This is a genomic window from Streptomyces sp. NPDC003327, assembly GCF_053589515.1.
Genome location: NZ_JBSFSA010000009.1, coordinates 27,832 through 43,639, shown reverse-complemented (window position 1 = coordinate 43,639; position 15,808 = coordinate 27,832). Strand labels below are relative to the sequence as shown.

Annotated in this window: 15 protein-coding genes; 4 read left to right on the top strand and 11 right to left on the bottom strand. The window is 74.2% G+C overall.

Annotated features, from left to right (window positions below):
* Nucleotides 1-145 precede the first annotated feature (145 nt).
* Nucleotides 146-1,177, top strand: coding sequence for an Lrp/AsnC family transcriptional regulator (locus ACWDVG_RS10865; protein WP_451698292.1), 1,032 nt, complete (start codon nucleotides 146-148; stop codon nucleotides 1,175-1,177).
* Between the two features lie 77 nt (nucleotides 1,178-1,254).
* Here ACWDVG_RS10865 and ACWDVG_RS10860 read toward each other — a convergent pair whose 3' ends face one another.
* Entirely contained in the window at nucleotides 1,255-2,085 is an 831-nt protein-coding gene (locus ACWDVG_RS10860; RefSeq protein ID WP_451698291.1) for a class I SAM-dependent methyltransferase, read from the bottom strand.
* A gap of 62 nt (nucleotides 2,086-2,147) precedes the next feature.
* Between ACWDVG_RS10860 and ACWDVG_RS10855 the strand changes: the two genes are divergently transcribed.
* Together ACWDVG_RS10855 and ACWDVG_RS10850 are read left to right on the top strand one after the other, a co-directional pair.
* Complete coding sequence (locus ACWDVG_RS10855; protein ID WP_451698289.1) at nucleotides 2,148-3,989, top strand: prolyl oligopeptidase family serine peptidase; 1,842 nt, start codon at nucleotides 2,148-2,150, stop codon at nucleotides 3,987-3,989.
* 24 nt (nucleotides 3,990-4,013) lie between these two features.
* Nucleotides 4,014-4,763, top strand: a complete 750-nt coding sequence (locus tag ACWDVG_RS10850) for an SURF1 family protein (protein WP_451698287.1) — start codon at nucleotides 4,014-4,016, stop codon at nucleotides 4,761-4,763.
* 191 nt (nucleotides 4,764-4,954) lie between these two features.
* On the opposite strand, the gene ACWDVG_RS10845 is transcribed toward ACWDVG_RS10850, so the two are convergent.
* The 9 genes from ACWDVG_RS10845 to ACWDVG_RS10805 all read right to left on the bottom strand — a co-directional run bounded on the left by ACWDVG_RS10845 (nucleotide 4,955) and on the right by ACWDVG_RS10805 (nucleotide 14,012).
* Complete coding sequence (locus ACWDVG_RS10845) at nucleotides 4,955-6,079, bottom strand: hypothetical protein (RefSeq protein ID WP_451698286.1); 1,125 nt, start codon at nucleotides 6,077-6,079, stop codon at nucleotides 4,955-4,957.
* 305 nt (nucleotides 6,080-6,384) lie between these two features.
* Nucleotides 6,385-7,161: a SigE family RNA polymerase sigma factor gene (locus ACWDVG_RS10840; RefSeq protein ID WP_451698285.1), complete on the bottom strand. Its 777-nt coding sequence runs from the start codon at nucleotides 7,159-7,161 to the stop codon at nucleotides 6,385-6,387.
* A 243-nt stretch (nucleotides 7,162-7,404) separates the two neighbouring features.
* Nucleotides 7,405-8,499, bottom strand: coding sequence for an aspartate-semialdehyde dehydrogenase (locus ACWDVG_RS10835; RefSeq protein ID WP_451698283.1), 1,095 nt, complete (start codon nucleotides 8,497-8,499; stop codon nucleotides 7,405-7,407).
* Entirely contained in the window at nucleotides 8,496-9,767 is a 1,272-nt protein-coding gene (locus tag ACWDVG_RS10830) for an aspartate kinase (RefSeq protein WP_451698281.1), read from the bottom strand. Before ACWDVG_RS10830 ends, ACWDVG_RS10835 begins: the two co-directional genes overlap by 4 nt.
* 115 nt (nucleotides 9,768-9,882) lie before the next feature.
* A complete protein-coding gene (locus ACWDVG_RS10825; protein ID WP_451698279.1) occupies nucleotides 9,883-11,727 on the bottom strand; it encodes a tetratricopeptide repeat protein in 1,845 nt (614 codons plus the stop codon).
* 66 nt (nucleotides 11,728-11,793) lie between these two features.
* A complete protein-coding gene (locus ACWDVG_RS10820; protein WP_451698278.1) occupies nucleotides 11,794-12,192 on the bottom strand; it encodes a hypothetical protein in 399 nt (132 codons plus the stop codon).
* Nucleotides 12,193-12,264: 72 nt separating this feature from the next.
* Nucleotides 12,265-12,933 carry a DUF5063 domain-containing protein gene (locus tag ACWDVG_RS10815; RefSeq protein WP_451698276.1) on the bottom strand — a complete coding sequence of 223 codons (669 nt, stop codon included), beginning with the start codon at nucleotides 12,931-12,933 and terminating at the stop codon, nucleotides 12,265-12,267.
* 35 nt (nucleotides 12,934-12,968) lie between these two features.
* Nucleotides 12,969-13,568 carry a recombination mediator RecR gene (gene recR / locus ACWDVG_RS10810; RefSeq protein WP_451698275.1) on the bottom strand — a complete coding sequence of 200 codons (600 nt, stop codon included), beginning with the start codon at nucleotides 13,566-13,568 and terminating at the stop codon, nucleotides 12,969-12,971.
* A gap of 108 nt (nucleotides 13,569-13,676) precedes the next feature.
* A complete protein-coding gene (locus tag ACWDVG_RS10805; RefSeq protein ID WP_451698273.1) occupies nucleotides 13,677-14,012 on the bottom strand; it encodes a YbaB/EbfC family nucleoid-associated protein in 336 nt (111 codons plus the stop codon).
* A gap of 277 nt (nucleotides 14,013-14,289) precedes the next feature.
* On the opposite strand from ACWDVG_RS10805, the gene ACWDVG_RS10800 reads away from it, so the two are divergent.
* Nucleotides 14,290-14,994 (top strand): SLATT domain-containing protein, encoded by a 705-nt coding sequence (locus ACWDVG_RS10800; RefSeq protein WP_451698563.1) that lies wholly within the window; start codon nucleotides 14,290-14,292, stop codon nucleotides 14,992-14,994.
* A 33-nt stretch (nucleotides 14,995-15,027) separates the two neighbouring features.
* On the opposite strand, the gene ACWDVG_RS10795 is transcribed toward ACWDVG_RS10800, so the two are convergent.
* The gene (locus ACWDVG_RS10795) at nucleotides 15,028-15,678 is read right to left on the bottom strand and encodes a hypothetical protein (protein WP_451698271.1); all 651 of its coding nucleotides are present in this window, start codon (nucleotides 15,676-15,678) and stop codon (nucleotides 15,028-15,030) included.
* Nucleotides 15,679-15,808 lie beyond the last annotated feature (130 nt).

The following is a 15,808-nucleotide window of genomic DNA, read 5'->3' as shown; positions in this document are numbered from 1 at the left end:
TTTCTTCCTGCCCGTTCCCGCGAGGTATGCGCGACCGCATGGCCAACGGCCCCGGTTGCGGCTTGAATGCATATGCCCCGGTACACATCCTGGGGCGCCCCGGTACCCGCACCCATGGTTTGCCGGGGATCGGCCAAGGAGGGGAATGAGCACCGGGGAATCCGTCCTGGGAGAGGCGGATCTGTCACTGATCCACGCACTCCAGATCGCCCCGCGCGCGAGCTGGACCCAGCTGTCGACCGTGCTCGGGGCGAGTCCCGAGACCCTCGCCCGGCGCTGGGAACACCTGACGACCGGCGGCTACGCCTGGAGTTCGCTGCTCGCGGCGCGCTCCCGGGCGGGCGCGACGCTGTACGCCTGGATCGAGCTGGAGTGCACGGCCGGCGAGGCGGAGGCCACCGCCGTGGAACTCTCCGGCGACCCGAGCACGCTCGGCGTCCACCAGGTGACCGGCGACGCCGACCTCGTCCTGCTCGTGGTCTGTCCGGATCTGTACGCCCTGGACGCCTATCTCGCCGGGCGGGTGCGGCGGCTGCCCGGGGTGCTCAGGTCCCGCACGCAGGTCGTGACCCGGCTGCACAACCGCCCCTACCGGTCCCGGATCGAGCAGCTCACCCCCGCGCAGGTGCGGCTCCTCAAGGAGGCCACGGGCGGCGACCGGCGCGGCACCCCGCACGCGCGCGTGCAGCCGCCCGTCACCGAGCTGGACCGGCGGCTGGTCGCGGAGCTGGCGGGGGACGCGCGGCGCAGCGCGGCCGAGCTGGCCCGGCAGTGCGGGGCGAGCGAGTCGACGGTCCGGCGCAGGCTGGACGTGCTGACGGCGACGGGCGCGTTCCACCACCACTGCCTGCCGGCCCCGAGGTTCTCCGGGCGCCCGGTGTGGGCGACGGTGACGGCCACCGTGCCGCCGCAGGACGAGCCGGTGACGGTGGCGGCCCTGACCCGGCTGCGCGAGACCCGGCTGATCACCTCGGTCACCGGGCCGCACAACCTGGCGCTCGCGATGTGGCTCCGCACGGTCGACGAGCTGCACGAGGTGGCGGCCTCGCTGGTGCGGGCCGCGCCCGCGCTGCGGATCACGGGGACCGCGCTCTCCCTGCGCACCCACAAAATAGGGGCGCAGGTCCTCGGTCCCGACGGGCGCAGGACGCACCACGTGCGCCCGGACACCGGCTGAGGGGCGGCGGACGCGCGCGGGTCGGCGGACGGGCGCGCGGACGGGCGGGGGCTCCGTGGGGGCCTTGCCCCGTCGCGTCAGGCCGGGCGGGAGGCCTTGACCGAGTACATCAGCGGGATGCGCGGCCGGTCCGCGGGGAAGCGGTAGGAGCCGTCCTCGTGCCGCTGGAGCGCGCCGAAGCGGGGGAACAGCGAGGCGTCGTGCTCGTGCAGGAACTCGATGCGCAGCCCGGCCCGGGCGAGGGCCGTGACGACCTCGCCGACCGGGTGGACCCACTCCACGCTGCGGTTGTGGACGGTGGCGGCGTCGAGGTCGGCGTACGTCCCCGGGCTGGTGTCCACCCACGGGTCGCGGACGAAGTAGTCGTGGACGATCCGCGAGCCGGTCTCGTCGTCGAGCGAGTCGGTGAGCGGATGGAATTCGGCCACGTACAGGAAGCCGCCGGGCGCGACGAGCGCGGCGGCGGTCTCCGCCCAGCGGTCGAGGTCGGGGAGCCAGCACAGCGCGCCGCTGCCGGTGTAGACGATGTCGTACGCGCGGTCGGGGACGGCCTCGACGGCGTCGTAGACGTCGGCGGCGACGAAGGCCGCGCGGTCCTGGGTCAGGCCGAGGTCGGCGGCGAGCGAGCGGGCGGTCTCGACGGCCGGCTCGGAGAAGTCGAGGCCGACGACGTGCGCGGCGCCGTGCCGGGCCCAGGACAGGGTGTCGAGGCCGATGTGGCACTGGAGGTGGAGCAGCGACCGTCCGGTGACGTCCCCGACCTCCGCGCGCTCGAAGTCCCGCAGGGCGTCCTTGCCCGCGCGGAAGGCGTCGAGGTCGTAGAACTCGCTGGCGGCGTGGATCGGGACGCGTTCGTCCCAGCGGGCGCGGTTGGCCTCGCGCCAGTCCTCGGGAGTCGGGGAGTACATGTCGGCGAGGTTATCCACAGGTTCGGGGGGACGCGACCGGATTGTCTGCCGGGCGGAGCATGATGGGTGCCATGACTGAGATCACGTACGAGACCGGCGCGGACGTCCCCGTCTGGGAGCAGCGCTTCCGGGCCCCCCGGGTGTCGCTGCCCGACTGGGCCGAGGAGGCGCCGGACCGCTCGCTGTTCGTGTCGAACGCGACGGGGACGTTCGAGCTGTACGCCTGGGACCGGGCGGGCGGCGGGCAGCGCCAGGTCACGGACCGGCCGAACGGCACGACGGACGGCACGCTGTCCCCGGACGGCGAGTGGATCTGGTGGTTCGCGGACACGGACGGGGACGAGTTCGGGGTGTGGATGCGCCAGCCGTTCGCGGGCGGCGCGGACGAGCCGGCCGTGCCGGGGCTCGAGGCCTCCTACCCGGCGGGGCTCGCCATCGGCCGCGAGGGCACGCTCGTGGTGGGCCGCTCCACGGACGAGGAGGGCTCGACAGTCCATCTGCTGCGGCCGGGCGCCGACGCCCCGGTAGAGATCTACCGGCACCGGGAGTCCGCCGGGGTGGGCGACCTCTCGTACGACGGCGACCTGATCGCGATCGAGCACACCGAGCACGGCGACGCGATGCACTCGGCGCTGCGGGTGCTGCGGGCCTCGGACGCGAGCGTGGTGGCGGAGCTCGACGACACCGCGGGCGGCACGCGGGAGCTGGGGCTCACCGTCCTCGGCTTCGCCCCCCTGCCCGGGGACACCCGGCTGCTCGTCGGGCACCAGCGGCGCGGCCGCTGGGAGCCGCTGCTCTGGGACGTGGCCGCGGGCACCAAGACCGACCTGCGGCTCGACCTGCCGGGGGACGTGTCGGCGGAGTGGTACCCGGACGGCTCGGGGCTGCTGATCGTGCACGGCTTCGAGGCGCGCAGCGAGCTCTGGCGGTACGAGATCGCCACCGGCGCCCTGGTGCGGGTGGAGACCCCGGCCGGTTCGGTGTCGGACGCGACGGCCCGCCCGGACGGCTCGGTGGAGTACCTCTGGTCCTCGGCGGCCGAGCCGCCGGTGGTGCGGTCCACGGCCGGTGGGGTCGTCCTCGACCCGCCGGGCCCGAAGGCGCCGCCGTCGGTGCCGGTGGAGGACGTGTGGGTGGAGGGCCCCGGCGGCCGGGTGCACGCGCTCGTGCAGCGCCCGGCGGAGGGCTCCGGCCCGTTCCCCACGATCTTCGAGGTGCACGGCGGCCCCGCCTGGCACGACAGCGACGCGTTCGCCTCGGGTCCGGCGGCCTGGGTCGACCACGGGTACGCGGTGGTGCGTGTCAACTACCGGGGCTCCACGGGCTACGGCCGGGAGTGGACGGACGCGCTCAAGCACCGGGTGGGCCTGATCGAGCTGGAGGACATCGCGGCGGTCCGCTCCTGGGCGGTGGAGAGCGGCCTCGCCGACCCCGAGCGGCTTGTCCTGTCCGGCGGGTCCTGGGGCGGCTATCTGACGCTCCTCGGCCTCGGCACCCAGCCGGACGACTGGGCGGTCGGGCTGGCCGCCGTCCCGGTCGCGGACTACGTCACGGCGTACGAGGACGAGATGGAGGCCCTGAAGGCGCTGGACCGGACGCTGCTCGGGGGCTCGCCCCAGGAGGTGCCCGAGCGGTACGAGGCCTCGTCGCCGCTCACGTACGTGGACGCGGTGAAGGCGCCGGTGCACATCTCGGCCGGGGTGAACGACCCGCGCTGCCCAATCCGGCAGATCGACAACTACGTGGAGCGGCTCGCGGCCCGGGGCGCGGTGCACGACGTGTACCGGTACGACGCGGGACACGGCTCGCTGGTCGTGGAGGAGCGGATCAAGCAGGTCGCCCTGGACCTGGACTTCGCGGCGAAGCACCTGGGGACACGGGGGACCCGGCCGACGGCGGGGTGAGCCGGTCCCCGTACCGTGGAGGGCGTGTACCGGTTCCTGAGAACACCCCGCTGGTGGGGGATCAACGCCTTCGTCCTCCTCGCCGTCCCGTTCTGCGTGTTCATGGGGACCTGGCAGCTGGGCAAGTTCGAGGAGCGTGTCGACTCGCACCAGGAAGCCGAGCAGCGGCCCGCGACGAGCGGGCTGAAGCCGGAGCCGCTGGACTCCCTGCTGCCGGTGGACAAGGAGACCTCGGGCCGGCCGGCGGAGGCGCGCGGCCGGTTCGCGGAGCAGTTCCTCGTCCCGGACCGGGAGCTGGACGGCCGCACCGGCTCGTACGTCCTGACGCTGCTGCGGACGGACGGCGGCCGTTCGCTGCCCGTGGTCCGGGGCTGGCTGCCCGCCGGGGCGCAGGCCCCGGCCCCGCCGGGCGGTGAGGTCACGGTGGTGGGCGCGCTCCAGGCCTCGGAGAACCCGGGCTCGAAGGGCGTCCGCGCGGCGGGCGGGCTCCCCGAGGGGCAGCTCGGCATGATCAGCGCGGCGGCCCTGGTGAACGTGGTCACGGACGACGTGTACGACGCGTGGATCACGCTCGCCGACTCCCCGGCGGGCCTCACGCCGGTCCCGGCGGCCGCCGCCGCGGGCACGGGCCTGGACGTGAAGGCCTTCCAGAACCTCGGCTACACGGCGGAGTGGTTCGTCTTCGCCGGCTTCGTCGTCTTCATGTGGTTCCGGCTGGTGCGCCGCGAGGCGGAGGCCTCCCGGGACGCGGCGCTCGGCCTGGCGGAGGCGTAGGGCCCCAGCACGGGTTCCGTGCGAGCGGCGCCACGCGAGATGGCGGAAAAGGGGCGCCCGAGGCCGTGAGCCTCGGGCGCCCCTCGTTTCCGTCTCGTACGCCTCCTGCGCCCTGTACCGGGCGCCGCCGCGTCTCGTCCCGGGCGCCGTCGCGTCTCGTCCCGGGCGCCGCCGCGTCTCGTCCCGGGCGCTCAGCCCAGGATGCCGGTGCGGAAGATCGTGCCGGCGCAGGCGTTCGTGACGGTCGCGGCGGCGGTGGGGCCGCCGGGCTCCGCGGTGTGGCTGATGGAGACGCTGCCCTCGGCCGGGCCGCCGTCCGCCGGGAGCAGCACGAGCTGCGCCGCCGGGCCGCCTACCTCCGTACCGCCCTCGGTCCCGGCGCCGCCGGGTTCCGTGCCCGCGCCGCCGCCGGAGCCGGTGCCGGGGTCGGTCGGCTTGGGGTCGACCGTCGGCTCCGGGTCCACCGTGGGCTCCGGCGGCGTCGGCTCGGTCGTCGGCTCGGTCGTCGGCTCGGTCGTGGGCTCCGTCGGGGGCTCGGTGCCGCCGCCCGTGGGGCAGGTCTCGCTCGGCACCCAGGCGAACCGCACCTCGTAGGAGGCGTTCGGGGCCAGGAGCAGCGAGGAGACCTCCTGCGAGGGGTCGGGGAGACCGCTCGCGGCGTCGCCCGACGCGTGCCGGACGACCGAGATGCGCCCGGGGTCGGCCGCGCCGAGGGCCGCGAAGGAGACGGTGCCCGCACCGTCGACGACGCAGCTGGTGCCGGAGACGTTGGCGATGCGGAAGCTGCCGTAGACGGCACCCGAGCCGTCGGGGCCCCCGGCCCCGGCCGAGCTGACGCCGAGCTGGTCGGGGGTGCAGAGGCCGCCGGAGCCGCCGCCCGCCGGGCCGCCGGGCCTGGTCGAACCGCCGGTGCCGCCGCCCTGCTGCGGCTTGCCCGAGGTGCCGTCGGGGCCGGCCCCGCCGGGGGAGACCTCGCCGGCGGGCGGCCTCGTGGACTGACCGCCCTCGACGCCCGTCTCGGTGCCGGTGCCGCCCTGCGCCTGCTCGCCGTGGCCGGCGTTGACCGGGTTGGCGGCGGAGACTCCGGGGGAACCGGCGACATGGACGAAGGCCGGGACGGCGGTGCCGATGAGGACCGCGGCGGCGGCGGCGCCGACGACGGCCTGCCGCTTGCGGGCACGGCGCGCGGGAACGGCACGGCGCAGGTGGTCGAGCGCGCCCGTGGAGGGTTCCAGGCCCGACACCGCGCCGTGGAGCAGGCTCCGCAGCGCGAGTTCGTCGTCGCCGGCGTCCCCGCCGTCCTCGTTGTTCAGCATCCGATGTCCACTCAGGTCGTCACGTTCACCACTTGCCTCGTCGCGGACAAGTCTGACCCCGCGCTCACGTCCCGCTCCACGGGCCGCGCTCCCCGGCTCACGCGCTTGGCCGGAAACGTCCCCTCCGGAGTCGCCCCGCGCCTCGACCGCCTCGACCGCCTCGACCGCCCCGACTTCCGGAGCCTCGGCCTCCGCGGCTCCGTCGACGGCGTCCGGAACCTCGCCCCCCACAGCCGCGTCCACCGTCTCGTCCCGCTCGGGGGAGGTCACCGTCTCGTCCCGCTCCGGGGAGTTCGCCGCCTCGGTCATGCCGTCGCCTCCATCGCCACGCGCAGGGCCGCGATGCCGCGGGAGCCGTACGCCTTGACCGAGCCCAGGGATATGCCCAGGGTCTCGGCGACCTGGGCCTCCGTCATGTCGGCGAAGTAGCGCAGCACGAGGACCTCGCGCTGGCGGCGCTGGAGCCCTCGCATCGCCTTGATGAGGTCGTCGCGCTCCAGCTGGTCGTACGCCCCCTCCTCCGCGCTCGCCATGTCGGGCATCGGCTTGGAGAGGAGCTTGAGGCCGAGGATGCGGCGGCGCAGCGCGGACCGGGAGAGGTTCACCACGGTCTGGCGCAGGTAGGCGAGGGTCTTCTCGGGTTCGCGCACGCGCTTGCGGGCGGAGTGCACGCGGATGAAGGCCTCCTGGACGACGTCCTCGCAGGAGGCGGTGTCGTCGAGGAGCAGCGCGGCGAGACCGAGGAGCGACCGGTAGTGGGCGCGGTAGGTCTCGGTGAGGTGGTCGACGGTGGTGCCCGCGGCGGGCGTGGGGATCGCGGTGCCGTCGGCGGAGACCATGGTGCCGTGGGCGGAGTCACCGCCCGACCGCGGCGCCGGGATGCCGCTCACTCCGCTCGCGCGGGATCCGGTGGGCACGGGCGCGATCACCGGCATGCCGCCGAGTGACGGGCGCGGTCGCCGGAGAGGCCGGACCGCGAGGGCGCGTGCCGGAACGGCGCCGCTGCCCCGCGCGGGGAGCACTGCCGTGCCCGTTCCTGCGCGCAGCGGGGCGATTGCCACGATGTCGAGTACCTCTGCCACGCCTGTTGGACACGCCTCCCCCCGTCAGGGTTGTACGCGTACGCCACCGTTTTTGACGGTGGGCCGAATGTCCTCATGCGTAACCGTTCTCCCCCAGTGCCCCGCTTTCACAGCGTGTCCCGTGCCACACCCCGTGGGTGTACGCGGAGACGCGCCCCGCCCAACTACTGGTTGCAGCAAGGGGGAAGAGCATCGTCGAACACGGCATCGCCGCAGTTCAAGAGGTATCTGACGCTTATTTGCTCACAGCTCGTCCACAGATCCTACAAAAGTCGGCTCCTCGGGCGCTCCCGCGATCGACTCGGCGATCTGCAGGGCGTTGAGGGCGGCGCCCTTGCGGAGGTTGTCCGCGCAGACGAAGAAGTCGAGGGCCCGTTCGTCGTCCATGGAGCGCCGCACCCGCCCGACCCACACGGGATCGGTGCCGACGACGTCGGCGGGGGTGGGGAAGTCGCCCGCGCCGGGATCGTCGTAGAGGACGACGCCGGGGGCCTTGGCGAGCACCTCGTGGGCCCGTCCGACGTCGACGGGGTGCTCGAAGCGGGCGTGGACGGAGACCGAGTGCGCGGCGACGACGGGGACGCGCAGACAGGTGGCGGAGATCCGCAGCCCGGCGTTGCCGAGGACGCGGCGGGTCTCGTCCCGGATCTGCTCCTCCTCGGAGGAGGCCCCGTCGGTGCCGGGCGCGCCGGACCAGGGCAGGACGTTGAGCGCGAGGGGGCCGGGGAAGGGCCCGGTGTTCTCGCCGACGGCCCGCCGTACGTCTCCGGGGTGGGTGCCCAGCTCCCCGCCGCCGGCCACCAGGCCGAGCTGCGCGCGGAGCGCCTCGACGCCGGCCTGTCCGGCTCCGGCGCCGCCCGCGGCCTGCTGGGCGGTGACGACGAGTTCGGCGATCCCGAACTCGGCGTGCAGGGCGCCCGCGGCGACGATCAGGGCGAGGGTGGTGCTGCCGGGGCTGGCGACGATGCCCCGGGGCCGTACGAACGCGGCGTGCCCGTTGATCTCGGGGACGACGAGCGGCACCTCGGGGTCGGCCCGGAAGGCGACGGAGGTGTCCACGACGACGGCGCCCCGGGAGACGGCGACGGGCGCCCAGCGGGCGGCCACGGCCTCGGGCACGAGGAAGAGGGCGAGGTCGACGCCGTCGAAGGCGTCCTCGTCGAGGGGGAGGATCTCGCACTCCTCCCCCCGCACGGCGGCCTTGCGGCCCGCCGAGCGGGGGGAGGAGACGAGGCGGATCTCGCCCCAGACGTCCGCGTGGTGCGTGAGCATCTGGAGCATCACCGAGCCGACCGCCCCGGTCGCACCCACGACCGCGAGCGTCGGCTTCGGGGTCATCGGCCGGTGCCTCCGTAGACGACGGCCTCGTCCGAGTCGCTGTCCAGGCCGAAGGCGGTGTGCACGGCGCGCACGGCCTCGTTGACGTCGTCGGCGCGGGTGACGACCGAGATGCGGATCTCGGAGGTCGAGATCAGCTCGATGTTGACGCCCGCGTCGGAGAGCGCGCGGAAGAAGTCCGCCGTGACCCCCGGGTTGGTCTTCATCCCGGCGCCGACCAGGGAGATCTTGCCGATCTGGTCGTCGTAGCGGAGCGAGTCGAAGCCGATCGCGGTCTTCGCCTTCTCCAGGGCGTCGATGGCCTTGCGGCCCTCGGCCTTGGGGAGGGTGAAGGAGATGTCCGTCAGGCCGGTGGAGGCCGCGGACACGTTCTGCACGATCATGTCGATGTTGATCTCGGCGTCCGCGACGGCCCGGAAGATGGCCGCGGCCTCGCCCGGCTTGTCCGGCACGCCGACGACGGTGATCTTCGCCTCGGAGGTGTCGTGGGCGACACCGGAGATGATGGCCTGCTCCACCGTGGAGTCCCCTGTCGGTTCGTTGCTGACCCACGTGCCCTGGAGGCCCGAGAAGGACGACCGGACGTGGATCGGGATGTTGTAGCGGCGCGCGTACTCGACGCAGCGGTGCAGCAGCACCTTGGAGCCGGAGGCGGCGAGCTCCAGCATGTCCTCGAAGGAGATCCAGTCGATCTTCTTCGCCTTCTTCACCACGCGCGGGTCGGCGGTGAAGACGCCGTCGACGTCCGTGTAGATCTCGCAGACCTCGGCGTCGAGCGCCGCCGCCAGGGCGACGGCGGTCGTGTCGGAGCCACCGCGCCCGAGCGTGGTGATGTCCTTCTTGTCCTGCGACACGCCCTGGAAACCGGCGACGATGGCGATGTTGCCCTCGTCGAGGGCGGTGCGGATGCGGCCCGGCGTGACATCGATGATGCGCGCTTTGTTGTGGACCGAGTCGGTGATGACACCGGCCTGGCTGCCCGTGAACGACTGGGCCTCGTGGCCCAGGTTTTTGATCGCCATGGCCAGCAGGGCCATGGAGATCCGCTCTCCGGCGGTCAGCAGCATGTCGAACTCACGCCCGGCAGGGATCGGGGATACCTGCTCGGCGAGATCGATCAACTCGTCCGTCGTGTCGCCCATCGCGGAAACCACGACGACCACCTGGTGGCCGTTCTTCTTGGCGTCCACGATCCGCTTGGCGACGCGCTTGATGCCTTCGGCATCGGCAACGGAGGAGCCTCCGTACTTCTGCACGACAAGGCCCACGTGCGCTCCTCGCTCAGTCTCTGCCGCAGCTGTCACTGCGGTCGACTCAGTCTATCGAGGGACTCGTGAACGCCAGGGTGATATCGCATGATGAGACGGAGCGCTCACAGAGCGATCACGTCGGCGCTCCTTGGCCCAGCCGGGCACGGAGCCCGGCCACGTCCGCCGTGAGGGGGTGCTCCTCCCCCACGACCCGTACGCAGACGGGCCACAGCGCCTCGCACTCGGCCCGGGCCCGCTCGGTCTCCCCGGCGATCGCGCGCAGCGCGGCGAGATGGGCCCGGCCGATCAGGGTGAGCAGGTGGTCCTCGCCGAGCAGCGCCCCGAGCCCGGCCCTCGCCCGCGCGCACGTGTCCAGGGCCTCGGGGACCCGGGACGCCTCCCGGTGGCAGGCGGCGAGTTCGAGGAGCGTCGCGAGCGTGTCCATGTCGTCCTCGCCCAGGACGCGGACCATGTCCGCGAGCACGTCCGACTGCAGGGCGACCGCCTCCTCGATCCGCCCCTCCTGGCGATGGGCCTGCGCGAGGCTCCGCCGCGCCAGCAGCGTGATCTTCGCGTCGGCCCCGACGGCACCGGTCGTCCTCCGCACCAGCTCGGCCGCGTCGGCGACCGTGCCGTCCCGGCCCGTCGCGAGGGCGAGGGGGATCATCGAGCCGCGCACCGCGAACGCGAACGGCGAGTCCGGGCCGTGGACCCGCTCGGCGCAGGGGAGGAGGCGCTCGTACACCTCGACGGCCGCCTCGGGCGGTCCGTGGACCGCCAGGTACCCACCCGTCGCGGCCAGCACCCCGAACAGCACCTCTCCGTCCTCCGCCGGGTCCGAGTGCCGCAGATACGCCTCCACGTGCGGCAGCAGCGCCCGCTGCGTCTCCCAGTGCGCCGGATCCACGCCGCCCACCGGTACGGCGAGCGCGAGGACGGCCTCCGCCGCCCGGCGGGCCTGCCCGACCAGCGCCGGGGTCCGGTGCGGGTCCGCCGGGTCCGGCCGCCGGGCCACCGCCTGCACCAGCCGGTGCACGGAGACCGAGCCGTCCTCGTGCAGGGTGACCATGCTGTGCGCGGCCAGCTCCCCGAGCGCGTCGCGCAGGCCGGGCAGCGGTGCCAGGAGCCGGGCGGGGATCCGGTCCGGGGCGAACCAGGCGAGCAGCCCGAGGAGGGACACCGCCTCCGGGGCCGAGGCGCCGAGCCGGTCGAGCGTGACGCGCAGGGTCCGGGCGACGGCCTCCTCCGCGTTCCCCGGCCGGCCGCCGCGGCCCAGCTCCTCCAGGTACGCGAGCGGGGGCGTGGCCGTGCGGCCGCAGTACGCGGCGGCGATCTCGACGGCCAGCGGTAGCTGCCCGAGGGCCTCGCAGAGCCGGGCGGCGCCGGCGGTGTCACGGGGTGCGGCGTGGGCGGCGACCCGGGTGAACAGCTCGACGCCCTCCTCGGCGGAGAGCACGGACAGCGTGAGGACGCGCCCGATGCCGTACCAGGCGTCCGCGGCCCTGCTCGTGAGGACGATCCGCCCCCGCCCGGTCCTGGCCAGCAGGTGCTCCACGTCGCCCGGATCGGTGACGTTGTCGAGGATGAGCAGCCAGTCGTCGTGCGCCGCCAGCCACTGCACCGCCCGCTCGCGCAGTGCTTCCCGCGGGAGTACGTCGACGAGCTCGGGCCGCATGGCGGCGGCGAGGCCCGCGAGCCCGGCGTCGACGTCCGCCCGGCTCTCGGCGGTGATCCACCAGACGGGGTTGCGGTGCGGGGTCTGCCCGGCGGCCCAGCGGGCGACGAGCGAGGACTTGCCGACCCCGCCGAGGCCGCACACGACGACCGGCTCGGCCGACTCCTCCTCCAGGACGCCGAGTTCGGCCGCCCTGCCGACGAAGTGGGCGGCCTTGCGCGGGACGTTGACGAGCCCGTCGGGGCAGCGGAGGGGCCCGACGGCCTCGGACGGCAGCACGGTCACCCGGTCGCCGGTGTGCACCCACCCGATGTCGCCGCCGGCCGCGACGGACCGCTCGCCCGAGGCGGACGCCCCCCGCGTCCGCGCTCACGCGTCGCCCGTCGACACGCTCCCGATGTCGCCGCCCGCGGCCACGGAACGCTCTCCGGAGGCGGTGACGGGCCCGGACGCCCCGGAGCCGCCGGACGACGGCACGGCGGGCGGCGCCGCCGGTGCCTGTGCGCCGTCCCCGGTGGCGGCGGCCCCGATGCTCCCGCCCGCGGCGACGGACCGCGCCCCCGACGCCTCGACCGCACCGCCGGACCGCCCGAACTGCGCCCACAGGGAGAGCCCGAGCCCGGCGGCGGCCAGGACCGCGCCCACGACGCTGGCGATCTGGTCGGCCGTGCCGAGATCGGCGACGGCGACCGCGACCAGGGCGGCCACGCCGACGGCGGCGACGCAGACGCCGCTCCACAGAAGGGACGTCGAGGGAGTGGCTGCCATGCGGCCATGATGGGGCATCAGCCGCCCGAGTGCCCCTGAAAGCACCCGAGTTCGGGGGAGCCCCGGGCGCCGCTACTTCCGCAGGGAGCGACCGCGCAGGCCCAGCGGGGCCGCGATCTCCTCCAGCATCACGCGGCCCGCCTCCTCGGCGAGGTCGTCCTCCGTCAGGTCCTCGTCCGTGTCGAGGCCGTCGAGGGCGGCCAGCGGCTGGTCGAGGCGGACGTGGGCGACGAGCGACTGGAGGGCGCGGAGGGTCGCCGAGGCCGTCGGGCCCCAGTTGGAGAAGTACGAGAACTGCCACCACCACAGGGCCTCGGTGGTGCGGCCGGCCCGGTAGTGGGCGAGGCCGTGGCGCAGGTCGGTGACGATGTCGGCGAGGTTGTCGGAGATCCGGGCCGGCACGGGCGCCTTGCGCGGCTCGTACGGGTCGAAGACCTCCGAGAAGACGTCGACCGGGTCCAGGAGGGCGGCGAACCGCTCGCGCAGCTCGTCGGCGTCCGGCTCCGGGCCCGTGTCCGTCTCGTACCGCTCGTCCGGGACGATGTCCTCGTGCGCCCCGAGCCGCCCGCCCGCGAGCAGCAGCTGCGAGACCTCCAGGAGCAGGAAGGGCACCGCGCTGTCGGGTTCGTCGCCCTTGGCCACCTCGGTGGTCGCGACGATGAAGCTCTCGATCGAGTCGGCGATCTGGACGGCGAAGTCGTCCGGGTCCTGCGTGACGGAGTGGAGCGTGGGGTCAGACATCGAGGAGCCTCCCTGGGAGCGCGCCGGCCCGGTCGTCATACATCTAGCAGCCTCCGCCCCTCGAAGGCACGGCCGAGGGTCACCTCGTCGGCGTACTCCAGGTCGCCGCCGACCGGGAGGCCGCTGGCGAGCCGGGTCACCTTGAGGCCCATGGGCTTGATCATCCGCGCCAGGTACGTCGCGGTGGCCTCGCCCTCCAGGTTGGGGTCGGTCGCGAGGATCAGCTCGGTGACCGTGCCGTCCGCGAGCCGCGCGAGCAGCTCGCGGATGCGCAGGTCGTCCGGGCCGACGCCCTCGATCGGGCTGATCGCGCCGCCGAGGACGTGGTACCGCCCCCGGAACTCGCGGGTCCGCTCGATCGCGACGACGTCCTTGGGTTCCTCGACCACGCAGATGACGGTCCGGTCGCGGCGCGGGTCGCGGCAGACGGCGCACTGCTCCTGCTGCGCCACGTTCCCGCAGACCTCGCAGAAGCGGACCTTCTCCTTGACCTCCAGGAGCGCGTGGGCGAGCCGCCGGACGTCCGTGGGCTCCGCCTGGAGGACGTGGAAGGCGATCCGCTGCGCGCTCTTGGGACCGACGCCGGGCAGCCTGCCCAGTTCGTCGATGAGGTCCTGAACCACGCCTTCGTACAACGGATCGCCCTTCTCGGGTGGTGCTGGTTCTTACGGTAGTGGCTGGGGACGGGCCTTAGAAGGCCCGCGCGGCCCCGGAGGACGCCCTCCGGGGAGGCCCGGGAGGCCTCAGAAGGGCATGCCGGGCATGCCGCCGAGGCCCTGGGCCAGCGGGCCGAGCTTGGTCTGCTGGAGCTGCTGCGCGTTGTCGTTGGCGGCCTTGACGGCGGCGACGACCAGGTCGGCCAGGGTCTCCGTGTCCTCGGGGTCGACCGCCTTCGGGTCGATGACGAGGGCGCGCAGCTCGCCGCTGCCGGTCACGGTCGCCCTGACGAGGCCGCCGCCCGCCTGGCCCTCGACCTCGGTCGCCGCCAGCTCCTGCTGGGCACGGGCGAGGTCCTGCTGCATCTTCTGGGCCTGCTGGAGAAGCTGCTGCATGTTGGGCTGGCCACCACCGGGGATCACGGTCACTCCTGAGGGTTCTGTTGTCCGGATGTCGGTATCCCGAGCCTACGTGGTCGGCGGCCGCCCCGCCGCAGCAACTCTTTCGAGTGAGAAACTGCGGGCTCCTCTACCTGATCAACCCCCTCTTGCGGGCGGAAATCCCGGGATTCCGGGTCCGCCGCCCTCCATTCGGCGGTAGGAAGGGCAGGCACCACGTGCACCGCACGTCACAGAAGGACACGAGCGACACGAGCGCTGAGCTGAACAGAGGAGTCCCCCGGTGAGCCAGCAGCCGGAGATGCAGCCGCCGGGGCACCCCGGGGGAGACGTCCAGCGTGATCTGACCGGCCGGCCCTTCCCCCTGGGGGACTGGGGCGAGCCGGCCGAGCGTCTCGACGAGCTGTACCGCTGGGTGGAAGCGAACGCCCTGCGCACCGCGGAGTGGTACCTCTCCGACCGGGTCTGGAAGCGCCGCGGCGCCCGGATCCTGCGGCTCGGCACCGCGCTCGGGGTGACCGCGGGCGCGGCGCTGCCGCTGCTCGACCTGACCGGCGCCTGGGAGGGAACGGCCGGGTGGGGGTATCTGTCGCTGCTCCTGGGGGCCGCCTGTCTGGCGTGCGACCGGTACTTCGGGCTGACGTCCGGCTGGATGAGGGACGTGGCGACCGCGCAGGCCGTGCAGCGCCGACTGCAGGCGCTGCAGTTCGACTGGGCCGCGGAGAGCGTGCGGGAGGTCCTGGGCCCCACGGAGGGCACGGCGAGCGAGGCGGCCGAGCGCTGTCTCGGGGTGCTGCGCCGCTTCTCGGAGGACGTCACCGAGCTCGTACGGGCCGAGACGGCGGACTGGATGGTCGAGTTCCGCTCGGGTCCGGCGCCGCTGGCGCTCCAGTCGGTGGGCGTGGTGCCCGCGCGGGCGGAGAGCGTCCATCCGTCGGGCCGCTTCCCGCTGCCGCCGGGCACCCGGCCGAACATGCCGCGCCAGCGGCCCCCGGAGGCCCGCTGAGGCCTCCGGGCGCCACCGCGCGTCCGGAGCCGCCTAGCTGAGCATGATCATCGAGCCCTGGGCGAGGCTGCGGGTCGCCGCCGCATGCAGGCCGAGCCAGACGTGCCGCTCCCGGGCGAAGGGGCCGTCGTCGTACGGGATCGGTGCGGCGGGTTCCTCCAGCTCGGTGGGCCGCTCCGGGGGCCGGGGCGCGGCCGGGGGGTTCGCCGGGTCAATGCCGATCGCGGGCGCCACGTACTCCAGCTCGCGCAGCAGCCCGTAGGAGGAGCCGAGCGGGCCGCCGCCCTCCAGGAGCTCGTCGCTGGAGAGCGGCACCGGGAAGTCGACGGGCACGTAGGCGCCCGCGTGGTCGTAGTGCCAGACGAGGTGGGACTGCTGGGCGGTCGCCTCGAACATCTCCAGGAGCTGTTCGTAGTCCCCGCCCAGTGCGCCGACCGGCTCGACGGGCAGGCCGCAGATCTGGAGGAGGTAGGCGCGGCGCAGGAAGTGCAGGGCCTCGTAGTCGAAGCCCGCGACGGGCGCGACGTCTCCGGAGAGCCCCGGCATGTAGGCGTAGACGGGCACGGTGGGCAGGCCGGAGGCGCTGAGCACCGCGTCGTAGGCCGCGATCTCTTCGGCGAAGGGGTTGTCGGGGCTGTGGCACAGCACGTCGACGAGGGGGACCAGCCACAGGTCACAGGCCAAGGGAGGCTCGCTCTCCGTCAGATGCAGGGAGGGCAAGGGTAGTCGGCCCGGCCGACGACGCCCACCCGTGGAGCACCTGCCCCGGCGGGCCGCCGCTCAACCCGCGCCGGTCGGTCCCGCGCCGGTCGCC